Below are 14733 nucleotides of genomic sequence, written 5' to 3'. Positions count from 1 at the left end.
CGTGAAAGCCGACAGGCTGCAAAGGCGCAGGATTGTAGCGCAGTGCGGCGCAGGCTCCCAATCCGGCAGTGTGACAAACCGTGCAAGACTTTTTTTGCCTGCACGAATAGTGGCTCAAAGCCCCGTTTCAGAGCCTTTCAGCCTTGGCGGTCGGGCGGCGCCGACTTTAAGAGATGCCCTGTCCGGACGATGGCCTCTATAATGCTCGGCAGTTTTCCGTCTCAGTACAGGTATCCCAGATGAAACGTCCAAGTGGTCGCGCCGCCGATCAGCTCCGCTCGATCCGCATCACCCGCAACTACACCAAACACGCCGAGGGTTCTGTGCTGGTTGAGTTCGGTGACACCAAGGTGATCTGCACCGTCAGCGTCGAGAATGGCGTGCCGCGCTTCCTGAAAGGCCAGGGCCAGGGCTGGTTGACGGCCGAATACGGCATGCTGCCGCGCGCCACCGGCGAGCGTAACCAGCGTGAAGCGAGCCGCGGCAAGCAGGGCGGCCGTACGCTGGAAATCCAGCGCCTGATCGGTCGTTCGCTGCGCGCTGCGCTGGACATGTCCAAGCTGGGCGATGTCACCCTGTACGTCGATTGCGATGTCATCCAGGCCGACGGTGGTACACGTACCGCATCCATCACCGGCGCGATGGTTGCGCTGGCTGATGCCTTGAAAGTGATCAAGAAGCGTGGCGGTCTGAAAGGCGGCGATCCACTCAAGCAGATGATTGCTGCGGTGTCGGTCGGCATGTATCAGGGCGAGCCAGTGCTCGATCTGGACTACCTGGAAGACTCCGCTGCCGAGACCGACCTGAACGTGGTCATGACCAGTGCAGGTGGTTTCATCGAGGTGCAGGGCACCGCCGAAGGCGCGCCGTTCCAGCCTGAAGAGCTGAACGCGATGCTGGCACTGGCGCAGAAGGGCATGACCGAACTGTTCGAATTGCAGCGCGCCGCACTGGCCGACTGATAATCCTGGAGCGTGACCATGAGTGACAGCCAGCATCCTGTGCAGAAACCGGCTCAAAGTGCCCGTCAATGGGCGATGTTCTGTCACTTGTCTGCGTTCTTCGGGATGCTCTTTCCGTTCGGCAATCTGCTGGGGCCGTTGATCCTTTGGCAGATGAAGAAGGAAAGTGACCCGTTTATCGATGCGCAGGGCAAGGAAGCGCTCAATTTTCAGATCACGGTCGCGATTGCGGCCACGATCAGCATCCTGCTGATGGTCGTGGTGATCGGCTTCGCATTGTTGATGCTGGTGGGTCTTGGTGCTCTGGTGCTGACGATCATTGCCGGCGTGAAGGCCAACGAAGGGGTGGATTATCGCTACCCGTTCACATGGCGTCTGCTGAAGTAGGCAAAATCGCAGGCAGCGCAAAAAGCCGACTTCAAGTCGGCTTTTTCGTGTTCGGGTGTCGCGTGACGATCAGATCGTGAGGGTCCAGTCGTAATCCACGATCAGCGGCGCGTGCTGCGAGAAGCGCGGCTGGCGAGGCAGACGGGCGCTACGCACGAAGCGGCGCAGACCTGGAGTCAGGATCTGGTAGTCAAAGCGCCAGCCCAGATTCAGCATCTCGGCCTGTTCGTTATCCGGCCACCAGCTGTACTGATCGCCTTCGCGACTGACTTCACGCAGGGCATCGACATAGCCCATGGTGCCCACGATCTCGTCCATCCAGGCGCGTTCGGGCGCCAGGAAGCCAGGAGATTGCTGGCTGTCGCGCCAGTTCTTGATGTCGAGCTTCTGCTGCGCCACATAGAGCGAACCGCAGTAAATGTACTCGCGACGCTTGCGGCGCTGCTTGTCCATGTACTTGCCGAAGTCGTCCATGAGCTTGAACTTCTGATTCAGGTCTTCATCCCCGTTCATCCCGGAAGGGAAGAGAAGGGTTGCAATACTGACTTTGTCGAAATCGGCTTGCAGGTAACGCCCGTAGCGGTCGGCTGTCTCGAAGCCGAGGCCGCTGATCACCGCCTTCGGTTGCAACCGCGAATAAAGCGCCACGCCACCCTGAGCGGGGACTTCGGCTTCGCAGGCATAGAGGAAGTAGCCATCCAGCTGAAAAGCTGGATCATCCAGTTCAAAGGCGGAGGCGCGGGTGTCCTGTAAGCAGATGACGTCGGCATTCTGAGCTTGCAGCCAGCTGAGCAACCCGCGCTCGACCGCAGCTTGAATGCCATTTACGTTCACACTGATGATCCGCATAAATGGCCCCAAAAATCACGTGCGTGTATGATACCCGAGCTCTACCCAATTAGCTAAATCCGTGCTTTCGAGGCTTTTTTTATGCAGGCGTATCAACGCGATTTCATTCGTTTTGCCATAGATCGCGGCGTGCTGCGCTTCGGTGAGTTCACGCTCAAGTCTGGACGCACCAGCCCATATTTCTTCAATGCCGGTCTGTTCAACAGCGGCTCGGCCCTGGCGCAGCTCGGACGTTTCTACGCTGCAGCGGTGGTCGAGAGCGGCATTTCCTTCGATGTTCTGTTCGGGCCGGCCTACAAGGGTATCCCGCTGGCAGCCGCTACGGCTGTGGCGTTGGCCGAGCATCATGATCGTGATCTGCCCTGGTGCTTCAACCGCAAGGAAGCCAAGGCGCACGGCGAGGGTGGCAGTCTGGTCGGCGCACCGCTGGCTGGTGATGTTCTGATCATCGACGACGTGATCACGGCCGGTACCGCCATTCGTGAAGTCATGCAGATCATCAGTGCGCAGGACGCCAAGGCAGCGGGTGTGCTGATCGCGCTCAACCGTCAGGAACGTGGCAACGGCGAATTGTCGGCCATTCAGGAAGTCGAGCGCGACTTCGGCATTCCGGTGGTGAGCATCGTGTCGTTGAATCAGGTACTGGAATTCCTCGCTGACGATCCTCAGCTCAAGCAGCACCTGCCTGCTGTCGAAGCCTACCGCGCACAGTACGGTATCTGACATGCCGTTCTGGCGGGCGCAGAAGCAATGCCCGTCAGGCGCATTGCAGAGGCTTGTACGCGGATCGGGCGCGTTGATGCTGTGGCTGTCGGTCGCGAGCACTATCGTGCAGGCTGCCGACGTTCCCGAGGTGCGGCTTTACCGGTACATCGACAGTCGCGGCGTCACGGTCATCGACCGTCTGGGTGTGCCGGCCGAGTACGTCGCCAAAGGCTACGAAGTGCTCAACGCCCGGGGCCGTGTGGTGCAGGTGATCCCGCCCGCGCCCACTGCCGAACAGATTCGCCAGACCGAAGCCGCCAAACTTCAGGCCGAGGCCAATGCGAAGCTTCTCAGCCTGTACGGCAGCGTCGAAGAAGTGGACCGGGTAAAAACCCGCAAGCTGGCCGAGCTGGATACCCTGATCGATGTTGCCCAGGGCAATATTCAGGGTCTTGCCAATCAACAGCGTTCCCTTCAAGGCCAGGCCGCTGATCAGGAGCGGGCAGGGCGTCCGGTTCCGCAAGCGATCATCGAGCAACTGGATGACCTGCGCAGCCAACAGCAAAAGTTGCAGGCCGACATCGCAGGCTATCAGGCCGCACGCACCAGGGCCGAGGCAGATTTTGCAGCAGACAGGGTGCGCGTGCAGCAACTGACCCGCTGAGTCGCATGAAAAACAAAGGCCCCGTCAGCGTCTGCTGGCGGGGCCTTTTTTGTAGCTGAGGCGATGTGATCAGTAGCGCTTGCGGTTACTGATCAGGGTGCCTACGCCGGTGTCGGTGAAGATTTCCAGCAACACGGCGTTCGGAACGCGCCCGTCGATGATGTGCGAAGTGGTCACGCCACCCTGCACGGCTTCCAGCGCACATTTGATCTTTGGCAGCATGCCGCCGTAGATCGTGCCGTCGGCAATCAACGTGTTCACCTGCTCGGTGGTCAGGCCCGTCAGGACCTGGCCCTGCTTGTCCATCAGGCCGGCAATGTTGGTCAGCAGCATCAGTTTCTCGGCCTTGAGGGCCTCGGCAACCTTGCCCGCGACCAGGTCGGCGTTGATGTTGTAGGACTCACCGTCGGCACCCACGCCGATAGGCGCGATGACCGGGATGAAATCACCTTTGACCAGCATGTTTAGCAGGTCGGTATTGATGCCGACCACTTCGCCCACATGGCCAATGTCGATGATTTCAGGCTTGGTCATTTCCGGCGTCTGACGGGTGACGGTCAGCTTCTTCGCACGAATCAGCTCCGCGTCCTTGCCGGTCAGGCCGATGGCGCTGCCGCCATGACGGTTGATCAGATTGACGATGTCCTTGTTGACCTGACCGCCCAGGACCATTTCCACAACGTCCATGGTCTGGGCATCAGTGACGCGCATGCCATCGATGAAGTGGCTTTCGATCGACAGGCGCTTGAGCAGATCACCGATCTGAGGCCCCCCGCCATGGACGACCACCGGGTTGATGCCCACTGCTTTCATCAACACGATGTCGCGAGCGAAGCCAGTCTTCAGCTCGTCGCTTTCCATGGCGTTGCCGCCGTACTTGATAACCAGCGTCTTGCCAACAAAGCGGCGAATGTAAGGCAGCGCTTCGGAAAGGACCTTGGCTACATTAGAGGCGGCATCACGTTCGAGGGTCATTCAGGGCTCCAGTCAAATGGGAAAGCAATCAAAAAGGAAGATCGAGGTCCGGCGCAACTTTCTTGAGCTCGGCGTGGAACACATCCTTGATGCGCTGCAGTTCGGCCTCGGTTTCGGCTTCGAAGCGCAGCACCAGAACCGGAGTGGTGTTTGACGCGCGAACCAGGCCCCAGCCTTTCGGATAGTCTACGCGGACTCCGTCAATGCTGGTCAGTTTGGCGTCGCCCCACTGGGCGTCTTTTTCAAGGGCTTCGATGATGCTGAACTTCGTTACATCCGTCACCTTGATGTTGATCTCAGGTGTCGAAATGTCGTTCGGGAAAGTCTCGAACAGGTCTTCGGCGGAGGTCGACTCCTGGCTGAGAATCTCCAGCAGGCGTGCCGCACTGTAGATACCGTCGTCGAAACCGAACCAGCGCTCCTTGAAGAAGATGTGGCCGCTCATTTCGCCAGCGAGCAGGGCACCGCTTTTCTTCATTTCTTTCTTGATCAGCGAGTGACCGGTTTTCCACATGACCGGACGGCCACCGTGTTCGCTGATCAGCGGCGTCAGTCGGCGTGTGCATTTGACGTCGAAAATGATGTCGGCACCCGGATTGCGCTTGAGTACATCCAGCGCGAACAGCATCAGCAGGCGGTCCGGATAGACCACGTTACCCTTGTTGGTCACGACGCCGACACGGTCGCCGTCACCGTCGAAAGCCAGGCCCAGATCGGCGCCAGTCTCGTTGACCTTGGCGATCAGGTCCTGAAGGTTTTCCAGCTTGCCCGGATCCGGGTGGTGGTTCGGGAAGTTACCGTCGACTTCCGCGAACAGGGAAATCACTTCGCAACCCAGCGCTTCGATCAGTTGCGGAGCGATCACGCCCGCTGCGCCGTTGCCGCAGTCGACCACGACCTTGAGCTTGCGCGCCATGACGATGTCGTCCTTGATCTGCTTGAGATAGCGATCGAGGATGTTGACCTGGGTGACGCTGCCTTTCTGCGAGGTCAGGTTGTTGGTCTTGATGCGCTCGTGCAGCGCCTGGATCTGCTCGTTGGCCAGGGTGTCGCCCGCGATCACGATCTTGAAGCCGTTGTAGTCCTTCGGGTTGTGGCTGCCGGTCAGCATGACGCCGGTCTTGCCTGCCAGCACGTTGGCTGCGTAGTAGAGCGCAGGTGTCGGCACCAGGCCGACGTCGCTGACGTGGCAGCCGCTGTCGTGCAGGCCTTGAATCAGTTGTTCAACCAGCTCGGGGCCGGAAAGGCGGCCATCGCGGCCAACGCTGACATTGGGTTCGTTCTGCGCCAGGCTCTCGGAGCCAATGGCGCGGCCGATCCAGTAGGCGGTCTCAGCGCTGAGGGTGTCCCCGACCACGCCACGGATGTCGTAGGCGCGAAAAATGGTATCAGGGAGTTTGGGTGCCACGGATGCTGGGCTGTTCATAGCGATGGGATGCTCCGATCTCAGGAAGTCCTGGTTTTCGTCGAGAAGGTCGATATCGAGAATATCGGTATCTTGAAACAGCGGGTCCGTCCAATCGGTGCCGGGAGCAGCGATGGGGGGCGACTCGCTGCCTGTCGTGATATTTGGGTCGTATTCCTTGCCCGTAGCCAGCGCAGGTATTGCCTGGGGTTGATTACGAAGCGAAACACGAGCCAGAGCCTGAGCCAGGCCGCCAAGGGCAGGGAGGCTCAAACCGAACGGTTTGACGGCTTTTCCGCTCGAGAGTTCTTGAAGCAACTGATCCAGTTGACGAGCGTCAGCGCAAATGAGCCGCTGCAAAGCCCTCTCATTGCGGTACATCCCAAGGATTACGCCCGCTGCGGCGATGATGGCAGCCAGTAACAGAAACAGAATCGGGGACGAATTTTTTGAAGCCGGGCCAGGCGTGAACTCAAGCTTCCAGCCCGGATAGCCTGTGTCGAAAGTCAATGACCTGCCACCGTCTGCCTGGCCTCGCTCAAGGAAAATCTGTGCCGGCCCGTTGCCGAACTGCTGACTCAGCACAACCCGCCCGGCATCCTCTTCAATCACCGGCAAGGCGTTGATCAGGCGTTGCGGATCGAAGGCCAGCAGCAGGGTTCCACTGACCGGCTGTCCAGGATCGGAGCGCACAGGCGCTGCGCTGTAGATCAGCCAGCGGTCGCCGGTCTTGCGCGCCTCGGGGGCAACCGTTTCGCCTCGCGCAGCCTTGTTCAGCATGTCGAGGGTGGCATAGGTCACAGGCAGTGGCCCGGTCGGGTCCACGTCGGCAAGGCCTTTGGGGCTGAGGCGCGCGCCCGCCAGACCGTCCCAGCGCGTCAGGCGACCCTGCGCCGCGATCAACGCAGTAGCGTCGTTGCCTTGCAGGGCCTGGACCAGTTGCGGAGCGGAAGCAGCTGCCTGGGTGTCGGCGCTCATCTGTCTGAGCGCCAGATTGACCGCCTGCGCCTGACCGTTGCCCCAGGCCTGAGTCAGTCGGTCCTGCTCCTGCGGGTTGTTGGAGACGCCCAGCCATGCGACGACCAGCGCGATAACCAGCCCCGCAGCTGCGGGAATCAGCCCTGGGGAAAGCGATTGCATGTTCGCGGCGGGCAGCGGGTAGGCGGCCGATACGGGTTGTTTTGACGGACTGTTCTGACTGCCTTTCAACGACCTCTCCCCACGCTTCATCCCTTGAACCGGTGCGACGCTTCAGTCGGCGATCAGTGACTGCCGGAGTGCCCGAAGCCGCCCGCGCCACGCTGGCTTTCATCGAACTCTTCAACCAGTTCGAAGTGCGCCTGTACCACAGGCACCAGCACCAGTTGCGCGATACGCTCGCCAATCGAAATGGTGAATGCAGTCTGGCCACGGTTCCAGCAGGACACCATCAGTTCGCCCTGATAATCGGAGTCGATCAGGCCCACCAGATTGCCCAGCACGATGCCGTGTTTGTGGCCAAGGCCCGAGCGGGGAAGGATCATCGCGGCAAGGCCCGGGTCGCCGATGTAGATCGACAGGCCGGTCGGGATCAGCAAGGTCTGGCCCGGCTCCAGGACAGTGTCCTGCTTGAGCATGGCGCGCAGGTCCAGGCCGGCGGAGCCGACAGTGGCGTAGGCCGGAAGCGGAAATTCGTTGCCAATGCGAGGGTCGAGGATCTTGGCTTGTAGAGCGTGCATTCGTAGTTAAACCTGATTCATGCGGTCGGCGATAAAAGTGATCAGCTGGCGGGCAATCTTGGCCTTGCTGGTCTGGGCGAAAAGCGTTGCGTGCAACGCTCGGTCGATCACGCTGCAGGCGTTCTCTTCACTGTTGAAGCCAATGCTGGGGTTGGCCACGTCATTGGCGACGATCAGGTCGAGATTCTTGTCCTTGAGCTTGCGTGCAGCATAGTCGAGAAGATGCTCGGTCTCGGCGGCAAAACCGACACTGAACGGACGATCCGGGCGGGTGGCGATGGTGGCCAGAATGTCCGGGTTGCGGACCATCTGCAGCAAAAGGCCGTCGCCGTTCGTAGGATCTTTCTTGAGTTTGTGGGGCGCGATGACTTCCGGGCGGTAGTCCGCAACCGCAGCTGAGGCGATGAACAGGTCGCAGGGAATCGCCGCTTCGCAGGCTGCCAGCATGTCGCGGGCGCTGACCACGTCGATGCGCGAAACGCGATCCGGTGTCGGCAGGTTCACGGGGCCGGTGATCAGCGTGACGCGCGCACCGGCTTCCACAGCCGCTTCAGCGAGGGCGAAACCCATTTTGCCGGAGCTGTGGTTGGTGATGTAGCGCACCGGGTCGATGTTTTCCTGGGTCGGTCCTGCGGTAATCAGTACATGTTTGCCGGTCAGGCTCAGGCGCTGGAAACAATCGGCCGCACATTGCGCCAGATCATTGGGTTCAAGCATACGTCCGAAGCCCACATCGCCGCAGGCCTGGCTACCGGAAGCGGGACCGAATACGCGGAAATCACGCTCTTCCAGCAGGCGGGTGTTGGCCTGTACCGACGCATCGCGCCACATGGCCTTGTTCATCGCCGGAGCGATGGCGACGGTCGCATCCGTTGCCAGCACGACGGTGGTCAGCAGGTCATTGGCGATGCCCTGTGCCAGGCGTGCGATCAGGTCGGCGGTCGCGGGCGCGATGAGAATAAGGTCTGCCCATTTGGCCAGCTCGATATGCCCCATCGCCGCTTCGGCGGCAGGGTCCAGAAGGTCCAGGTGTACAGGGTGGCCGGAAAGCGCCTGCATGGTCAGGGGGGTTATGAACTCGGCCCCGCCCCGCGTCATGACGACACGGACTTCCGCACCCTGGTCGCGCAACCGGCGAACCAGCTCGGCGCTCTTGTAAGCGGCAATGCCGCCGCCGACGCCCAGAACGATGCGTTTTCGATACAGCCGCTGCATAGGCCTGCCTTTTTGGTCAAGTGTTGACGCGACGGCCAGGACGCCTCCCCAGGCCAGATCGTCGCGTAAAAAAGATGGGCTAAGATAGCACAGCGACCGCACCGGAACAGGTGCTCAACCACAGGGAAGTGCTATGAGTATTCGCAGTTGGCCCACGGCCGAACGCCCACGGGAACGTTTGTTGGAACTGGGGGCAGACAGCCTGTCGGACGCCGAGTTGCTGGCGATCTTTTTGCGCACGGGAGTGGCCGGAAAAAGCGCTGTAGACCTGGCTCGTCACTTGTTGAATCAGTTTGGCGGGCTGAGACCGTTACTGGATGCGAATCTGGACGAATTCACCGGACAACTGGGTCTGGGGCCTGCAAAGTTCGCTCAGTTACAGGCGGTCATGGAAATGGCGCGTCGGCACATGGCCGAATCGTTGCGTCGTGATTCGGCGCTGGAAAGTCCTCTTCAGGTCCGCAACTACCTCAAGGCATTGCTGCGCCACGAGCCGCACGAAGTGTTTGGCTGCCTGTTTCTGGACAACAAGCATCGGGTCATGACCTTCGAGATACTGTTTCGCGGCACAATCAACTCGGCGTACGTACATCCCCGGCAGGTGGTAAAGCGCGCCATGGCCCACAACGCCGCCAGCCTGATCCTGTGCCACAACCATCCTTCGGGCATCACTGACCCCAGTCGTTCCGACATCGACCTGACAAGGCGCCTGAAGGAGGCCTTGCTGCTGGTGGATGTTCAGGTGCTCGACCACGTGATCGTGGGCGACGGCGAGCCGTTATCGATGGTGGAGCGGGGGTTGATGTAGCGCGTGTTGCGCGCCCACGCGGAGCATGGGCGCGATCAACTGCGAAAGAGCTACTTCACCTGAACCTTGTAGAAGTCCTGCCGGCCGAACGGGCTGACCTGATAGCCCGTCACGTCCTTGCGCACCAGTGCGGCGGCGGTCGGGTGGGCGAGGGGGATCCACAGCGCCTGTTGCTGGATCTGCGTCTGTGCCTGATGGTAGAGCTTGCTGCGGGCGGCCTGATCGCTGGTGGATTTGCCGTCGCTGATCAGCGTGTCCAGCGTCTTGTTGCAATAGCGGGCGAAGTTGGTGCCCGACTGCACGGCTGCGCAGGAAAACTGCGGCGTCAGGAAGTTATCCGGGTCGCCATTGTCACCCGCCCAGCCCATGAACAGCAGATCATGCTCGCCCGCCTTGGCGCGACGAATCAGCTCGCCCCACTCGATGACCCTGATTTCTGCATCAATGCCAATCTGCTTCAGATCAGCCTGCAGCAATTGCGCACCCAGGCTCGGGTTCGGGTTCAGCAGGCTCCCGGACGGACGTGTCCAGAGGGTAGTCTTGAAGCCATCCTTCAAACCGGCCTTGGCCAACAGCGCCTTGGCTTTGGCGACGTCGTGAGGGTAGCCGGGCAGGTCCTTGGCGAAACTCCAGGTGTTGGGTGGATAAGGCCCCTTGGCAGTTTCGGCCGTGCCTTCAAAGACAGCCTTGAGGTAGTTGGCCTTATCGAAAGCCAGGTTCACGGCCTGACGGACTTCCGGCTTGTCGAATGGCGGATGCTGGCTGTTGATCGCCACGAACGCGGTCATGAACGCTTCGGTCTTCTCGACCTTCAACGAAGCGTCCTTGCTGGCGGCCTGGATATCGAGAGGCTTGGGCGAAAGGGCGATCTGGCATTCATTCTGGCGGATCTTCTGCAGCCGCACGTTGGCGTCCGGCGTGATGGCGTACACCAGCGTGTCGATACCGGACTTGCCTGCGAAGTAATCGTCGAACGCTTCGTAACGCACCACGGCGTCTTTCTGGAAGCGTTTGAATACGAACGGTCCTGTGCCGATGGGCTGGCTGTTCAGTTTCTCGGGCGTGCCCGCCTTCAGCAATTGCGCGGTGTATTCAGCCGAATAGATCGAGGCAAAACCCATGCTCAGCGTGGCGAGGAACGTCGAGTCGGCACGGTTGAGGGTGAACCTCACCGTGTGAGCGTCAGGCGCATCGATGGCCTTGATCAGCGCAGGCAACTGCATGGACTGCGCATGCGGGAAGCCGCTCTGGGCGACCTTGTGCCACGGGTTTTGCGGGTCGAGCATGCGCTGGAAGCTGAACAGTACATCGTCGGCCGTCAGTTCGCGGGTGGGCGTGAAGTAATCCGTGGTGTGGAACTTCACGTTCGGGCGCAGCTTGAAGGTGTAGGTCAGGCCGTCCTCGGAGACGGTCCAGCTTTGCGCCAGACTCGGGACCAGCTTGCCGCTTTGGGCATCGAAGTCCACGAGGCGGTTCATCAGCACATCGGCCGAGGCATTGGTGGTGGTCAGCGAGTTGTATTGCACCACGTCGAAGCCTTCGGGGCTGGCTTCAGTGCAGACCGCAAGGTTCGCTGCCTGAGCGGCAATCGGAAGCAACAGCGGGACAAGCAAAAAGGGGAGTGCAGCAAGGCGCATGGCGAAATTCCTGTTCAGAAAGGGCCCCATCTGCCTGCGCAGTCTGGTGAGGGACTAACCCTAGACCATGTGCTGGCGCAGAACAATCGCCGCAGAGCGACGAGCGGTCTTTTTGCCAGCGCGCCCCGCATCGCTTGATTCAGCCGTCGCGCAAGGCTTGCCCGATTGCTGTAGAGTGCATTGCCTGTTGTTGCGCGCCAGGCTTTCTGGTATAAAGCAGCGCTCTTTTCTAGGGGCCCGGTTCCTTCACTGTAGGTGTAGCCGGTAAGACCCTTAAAGAAACGCGGCGCCTGGCGCCAAATGACTGAGAGATTAAGCGGCCAACCCATGCCGGGTTGGGCATGTGGTTTTAGAGGGCTGAGGCATGTCGAGAGTCTGTCAAGTTACCGGTAAGGGTCCGGTAACCGGGAATAACATTTCCCACGCAAACAACAAAACCCGTCGTCGTTTCCTGCCAAACCTGCAGCATCACCGCTTCTGGGTTGAAGGCGAGAAGCGTTTTGTTCGTCTGCGCGTATCTGCTAAAGGCATGCGTATCATCGACAAGCGTGGCATTGAAGTTGTGCTCGCTGAACTGCGTCGCGACGGCAAAATTTAAGGAGAGAATCATGCGTGAATTGATCCGTTTGGTGTCGAGCGCTGGTACAGGCCATTTCTACACCACCGACAAGAACAAACGTACTACTCCGGATAAAATCGAAATCAAAAAATTCGATCCGGTTGTACGCAAGCACGTGATGTACAAGGAAGGCAAAATCAAGTAATTGATTCTGTCTCCCACAAAAAAGCCCGCTTATGGCGGGCTTTTTTGTGTCTGACGTTTGAGCGATCGCTCGGCATCGTGACGATCAGGCGAAGCTGAATGCCGTGATCAGGTCTGCATCGTCGGCAGCGATCCGGATGCGATTGGGATCAAGCATCCTGTCGCTCGCGTCCAGAGGGCCTACGACACGGGTTCTGCCTGTCAATTCGGTGATATAGGCTTTCACGGTCGGTACGTAGCGGGTGCCGATCAGGTGCTGAAGGGCCAGGAGGATTTCCTTGTTGGTCATGTACATGATCCTTATGAATGGTGTCCGGAATGGACAATCCCAGAGTCATCCATTCGCCCCGCCGCCTGGCGTTACTTATTTATATCTGAGGCCTCGAACACCACATAAATCTTGCGGCAGGCCTCCAGCACTTCCCACGTGCCCTTGAAACCTGCCGGGATGACGAATCGGTCTCCGGCCCGCAGCGTTTTGGCGCGGCCCTGATCGTCGCGCAGCACCGACACGCCCTGCACGATCTCGCAGTACTCATGCTCGGTGTAGTTGACCTGCCATTGCCCGATCTCACCTTGCCAGACACCGGCGTTCATCTGTCCGCAGGGGCTGTTGTAGTGGTTATAAAGGGTTTGTTGCGGATCGCCTTTGAACACCTTTTCCGGTGCGGGCCGGTAGTGCTCGGCGGCGGTGCTGGCTTCGCTGAAGTCGACAATGCTTTCGATGCTCATAGTGGCGTGTCCCATAGGCTGATGTGATGGATTTGAGCGGCGTGGCGGGCAATAGTGCCCCCCCCCGTTTTGAGTCGTCTGACCGTTTAATAAAATCAACAAACAGGCGCATTTAGCGTTACGGGTGTCAAATATATTGGTTTTGCTACGCGGCTGGTTTAGGGTGGCGATCACCCCGAAATTGCGAAATGTGTCTTTAATCAATCATGACACACGCCTGTTCAACAAGGAGGACATCTGCATGATCGCTCTGACCCGCGCCGACTGGGAAAAGCGTGCCCAGAACCTGAAGATCGAAGGTCGCGCCTTCATTCAGGGTGAGTACACACCCGCTGCGTCCGGCGAAACCTTCGATTGCATCAGTCCGGTGGATGGCCGCGTCCTGGCCAGCATCGCCAGTTGCGATGCCGCCGACGCCGAGCGCGCCATCGCCAGTGCTCGCAGCACCTTCACCTCGGGCGTCTGGTCGCGTCTGGCACCATCCAAACGCAAGGCGGCCATGATCCGTTTCGCAGGGCTTCTGAAGCAGAATGCCGACGAGCTGGCGCTGCTTGAAACGCTGGACATGGGCAAGCCGATCAGCGACTCGCTGGGTGTCGACATTCCAGGTGCCGCCAACGCGCTGAGCTGGAGTGGCGAGGCCATCGACAAGCTGTATGACGAAGTCGCTGCGACCCCCCATGATCAATTGGGTCTCGTGACGCGCGAGCCGGTCGGTGTGGTTGCTGCCATCGTGCCGTGGAATTTCCCGCTGATGATGGCCTGCTGGAAGCTCGGTCCTGCGCTGTCGACGGGTAACTCCGTAGTGCTCAAGCCTTCGGAAAAATCGCCACTGACGGCCATTCGTATTGCGCAACTGGCCATCGAGGCGGGCATTCCTGCGGGCGTGCTCAACGTGCTGCCGGGCTACGGTCACACCGTCGGCAAGGCGCTGGCGCTGCACATGGATGTGGACACCGTGGTGTTCACCGGTTCGACGAAGATCGCCAAGCAGTTGCTGATCTACTCCGGCGAATCGAACATGAAGCGTGTCTGGCTGGAAGCGGGCGGCAAGAGCCCGAACATCGTATTTGCCGATGCGCCTGATCTGGAAGCTGCTGCCCATGCTGCCGCCAGTGCGATTGCCTTCAACCAGGGCGAGGTGTGCACGGCCGGGTCGCGTCTGTTGGTCGAGCGTTCCATCAAGGACCGTTTCCTGCCGCTGGTCATCGAAGCCCTCAAGGGCTGGAAACCGGGCAACCCACTTGACCCTGCCACCAATGTCGGTGCGCTGGTCGATACCCAGCAGATGGACACCGTACTGTCCTACATCGAAGCCGGTCATGCCGATGGCGCCAAACTGGTCGCGGGCGGCAAGCGCATCATGGAAGAAACCGGAGGCACCTACGTCGAGCCGACGATCTTCGATGGCGTGAACAACGCCATGAGAATCGCCCAGGAAGAAATCTTCGGGCCTGTGCTGTCAGTGTTGACCTTCGACAGCGCCGAAGAGGCCATCGAGATTGCCAACGACACGCAATACGGCCTGGCCGCTGCTGTCTGGACTTCCAACATCTCCAAGGCGCACCTGACCGCCAAGGCCCTGCGCGCCGGTAGTGTCTGGATCAACCAATACGACGGTGGCGACATGACTGCGCCGTTCGGCGGCTTCAAGCAGTCGGGCAACGGCCGTGACAAGTCACTGCACGCGTTCGACAAATACACCGAGCTGAAAGCGACCTGGATCAAGCTGTAAGTCAGTTGTTCTCCTTAAGCGTCCCCGTTCAGTGCGGGGACGCTTGATCGTTCCCATGCTCTGCGCTCATCGTTATACATAAGTCCTCTTGGAGGAATACGATAATGATCGTTCCCACGCTGCGTGGTAACGCCGCCCAGGACGCTCTCGAATGTGACGCAAAGCGATGGGCACGATC

Annotated in this window: 16 protein-coding genes; 8 read left to right on the top strand and 8 right to left on the bottom strand. The window is 59.8% G+C overall.

All coding sequences use genetic code 11. The annotated features are described in order from the left end of the window. Positions 1 to 239: 239 nt before the first annotated feature. Positions 240 to 962, top strand: a complete 723-nt coding sequence (gene rph / locus AO065_RS08600) for a ribonuclease PH (RefSeq protein WP_003313989.1) — start codon at positions 240 to 242, stop codon at positions 960 to 962. An 18-nt stretch (positions 963 to 980) separates the two neighbouring features. Further along, complete coding sequence (locus AO065_RS08595; protein ID WP_004887173.1) at positions 981 to 1349, top strand: DUF4870 domain-containing protein; 369 nt, start codon at positions 981 to 983, stop codon at positions 1347 to 1349. 69 nt (positions 1350 to 1418) lie between these two features. On the opposite strand, the gene AO065_RS08590 is transcribed toward AO065_RS08595, so the two are convergent. Then, complete coding sequence (locus tag AO065_RS08590) at positions 1419 to 2198, bottom strand: exodeoxyribonuclease III (RefSeq protein WP_004887172.1); 780 nt, start codon at positions 2196 to 2198, stop codon at positions 1419 to 1421. Between the two features lie 81 nt (positions 2199 to 2279). Between AO065_RS08590 and pyrE the strand changes: the two genes are divergently transcribed. Both pyrE and AO065_RS08580 read left to right on the top strand, forming a co-directional pair. Next, on the top strand, positions 2280 to 2921 hold the full coding sequence (pyrE, locus tag AO065_RS08585; RefSeq protein WP_004887170.1) for an orotate phosphoribosyltransferase: 642 nt from the start codon (positions 2280 to 2282) through the stop codon (positions 2919 to 2921). A 76-nt stretch (positions 2922 to 2997) separates the two neighbouring features. Next, a complete protein-coding gene (locus tag AO065_RS08580; protein ID WP_004887168.1) occupies positions 2998 to 3567 on the top strand; it encodes a hypothetical protein in 570 nt (189 codons plus the stop codon). Between the two features lie 69 nt (positions 3568 to 3636). Here AO065_RS08580 and argB read toward each other — a convergent pair whose 3' ends face one another. Genes argB through coaBC form a run of 4 tightly spaced genes read right to left on the bottom strand, consistent with a single transcriptional unit; the run spans position 3637 to position 8880 of the window. Further along, complete coding sequence (gene argB / locus AO065_RS08575; RefSeq protein ID WP_004887166.1) at positions 3637 to 4542, bottom strand: acetylglutamate kinase; 906 nt, start codon at positions 4540 to 4542, stop codon at positions 3637 to 3639. Positions 4543 to 4570: 28 nt separating this feature from the next. Next, the gene (locus AO065_RS27635; RefSeq protein WP_032652274.1) at positions 4571 to 7156 is read right to left on the bottom strand and encodes a phosphomannomutase/phosphoglucomutase; all 2586 of its coding nucleotides are present in this window, start codon (positions 7154 to 7156) and stop codon (positions 4571 to 4573) included. Between the two features lie 53 nt (positions 7157 to 7209). Next, positions 7210 to 7665 carry a dUTP diphosphatase gene (gene dut / locus AO065_RS08565; RefSeq protein ID WP_004887162.1) on the bottom strand — a complete coding sequence of 152 codons (456 nt, stop codon included), beginning with the start codon at positions 7663 to 7665 and terminating at the stop codon, positions 7210 to 7212. Between the two features lie 6 nt (positions 7666 to 7671). Next, complete coding sequence (gene coaBC / locus AO065_RS08560; protein ID WP_004887161.1) at positions 7672 to 8880, bottom strand: bifunctional phosphopantothenoylcysteine decarboxylase/phosphopantothenate--cysteine ligase CoaBC; 1209 nt, start codon at positions 8878 to 8880, stop codon at positions 7672 to 7674. Between the two features lie 133 nt (positions 8881 to 9013). On the opposite strand from coaBC, the gene radC reads away from it, so the two are divergent. Then, positions 9014 to 9688, top strand: coding sequence for a RadC family protein (gene radC, locus AO065_RS08555; protein WP_004887159.1), 675 nt, complete (start codon positions 9014 to 9016; stop codon positions 9686 to 9688). A 50-nt stretch (positions 9689 to 9738) separates the two neighbouring features. Here radC and AO065_RS08550 read toward each other — a convergent pair whose 3' ends face one another. Continuing rightward, a complete protein-coding gene (locus AO065_RS08550; protein WP_004887156.1) occupies positions 9739 to 11325 on the bottom strand; it encodes an ABC transporter substrate-binding protein in 1587 nt (528 codons plus the stop codon). Between the two features lie 364 nt (positions 11326 to 11689). Here AO065_RS08550 and rpmB point away from each other — a divergent pair, with 364 nt between their 5' ends. Both rpmB and rpmG read left to right on the top strand, forming a co-directional pair. Further along, positions 11690 to 11923 (top strand): 50S ribosomal protein L28, encoded by a 234-nt coding sequence (gene rpmB / locus AO065_RS26535; RefSeq protein ID WP_002551514.1) that lies wholly within the window; start codon positions 11690 to 11692, stop codon positions 11921 to 11923. A gap of 10 nt (positions 11924 to 11933) precedes the next feature. Continuing rightward, positions 11934 to 12089 (top strand): 50S ribosomal protein L33, encoded by a 156-nt coding sequence (gene rpmG, locus AO065_RS08540; RefSeq protein ID WP_004887154.1) that lies wholly within the window; start codon positions 11934 to 11936, stop codon positions 12087 to 12089. An 84-nt stretch (positions 12090 to 12173) separates the two neighbouring features. Here rpmG and AO065_RS08535 read toward each other — a convergent pair whose 3' ends face one another. Then, positions 12174 to 12377, bottom strand: coding sequence for a hypothetical protein (locus AO065_RS08535; protein ID WP_004887152.1), 204 nt, complete (start codon positions 12375 to 12377; stop codon positions 12174 to 12176). A gap of 71 nt (positions 12378 to 12448) precedes the next feature. Then, positions 12449 to 12820 carry a cupin domain-containing protein gene (locus AO065_RS08530; RefSeq protein WP_004887149.1) on the bottom strand — a complete coding sequence of 124 codons (372 nt, stop codon included), beginning with the start codon at positions 12818 to 12820 and terminating at the stop codon, positions 12449 to 12451. 241 nt (positions 12821 to 13061) lie between these two features. On the opposite strand from AO065_RS08530, the gene AO065_RS08525 reads away from it, so the two are divergent. Next, positions 13062 to 14555, top strand: a complete 1494-nt coding sequence (locus AO065_RS08525) for an aldehyde dehydrogenase (RefSeq protein ID WP_004887147.1) — start codon at positions 13062 to 13064, stop codon at positions 14553 to 14555. Positions 14556 to 14733 lie beyond the last annotated feature (178 nt).

The sequence above is a fragment of the Pseudomonas viridiflava genome (genome assembly GCF_001642795.1).
Taxonomy (GTDB): domain Bacteria; phylum Pseudomonadota; class Gammaproteobacteria; order Pseudomonadales; family Pseudomonadaceae; genus Aquipseudomonas; species Aquipseudomonas viridiflava.
The sequence above is the reverse complement of the archived record's forward strand: the minus strand, read 5'-3'. Positions and strand labels throughout refer to the sequence as shown.

What these genes read in the sequence shown, in the direction of transcription:
- rph (WP_003313989.1), top strand. Translation starts at nt 240, where the DNA reads ATGAAACGTCCAAGTGGTCGCGCCGCCGATCAGCTCCGCTCGATCCGC.
- AO065_RS08595 (WP_004887173.1), top strand. Translation starts at nt 981, where the DNA reads ATGAGTGACAGCCAGCATCCTGTGCAGAAACCGGCTCAAAGTGCCCGT.
- AO065_RS08590 (WP_004887172.1), bottom strand. Translation starts at nt 2,198, where the DNA reads ATGCGGATCATCAGTGTGAACGTAAATGGCATTCAAGCTGCGGTCGAG.
- pyrE (WP_004887170.1), top strand. Translation starts at nt 2,280, where the DNA reads ATGCAGGCGTATCAACGCGATTTCATTCGTTTTGCCATAGATCGCGGC.
- AO065_RS08580 (WP_004887168.1), top strand. Translation starts at nt 2,998, where the DNA reads ATGCTGTGGCTGTCGGTCGCGAGCACTATCGTGCAGGCTGCCGACGTT.
- argB (WP_004887166.1), bottom strand. Translation starts at nt 4,542, where the DNA reads ATGACCCTCGAACGTGATGCCGCCTCTAATGTAGCCAAGGTCCTTTCC.
- dut (WP_004887162.1), bottom strand. Translation starts at nt 7,665, where the DNA reads ATGCACGCTCTACAAGCCAAGATCCTCGACCCTCGCATTGGCAACGAA.
- coaBC (WP_004887161.1), bottom strand. Translation starts at nt 8,880, where the DNA reads ATGCAGCGGCTGTATCGAAAACGCATCGTTCTGGGCGTCGGCGGCGGC.
- radC (WP_004887159.1), top strand. Translation starts at nt 9,014, where the DNA reads ATGAGTATTCGCAGTTGGCCCACGGCCGAACGCCCACGGGAACGTTTG.
- AO065_RS08550 (WP_004887156.1), bottom strand. Translation starts at nt 11,325, where the DNA reads ATGCGCCTTGCTGCACTCCCCTTTTTGCTTGTCCCGCTGTTGCTTCCG.
- rpmB (WP_002551514.1), top strand. Translation starts at nt 11,690, where the DNA reads ATGTCGAGAGTCTGTCAAGTTACCGGTAAGGGTCCGGTAACCGGGAAT.
- rpmG (WP_004887154.1), top strand. Translation starts at nt 11,934, where the DNA reads ATGCGTGAATTGATCCGTTTGGTGTCGAGCGCTGGTACAGGCCATTTC.
- AO065_RS08535 (WP_004887152.1), bottom strand. Translation starts at nt 12,377, where the DNA reads ATGACCAACAAGGAAATCCTCCTGGCCCTTCAGCACCTGATCGGCACC.
- AO065_RS08530 (WP_004887149.1), bottom strand. Translation starts at nt 12,820, where the DNA reads ATGAGCATCGAAAGCATTGTCGACTTCAGCGAAGCCAGCACCGCCGCC.
- AO065_RS08525 (WP_004887147.1), top strand. Translation starts at nt 13,062, where the DNA reads ATGATCGCTCTGACCCGCGCCGACTGGGAAAAGCGTGCCCAGAACCTG.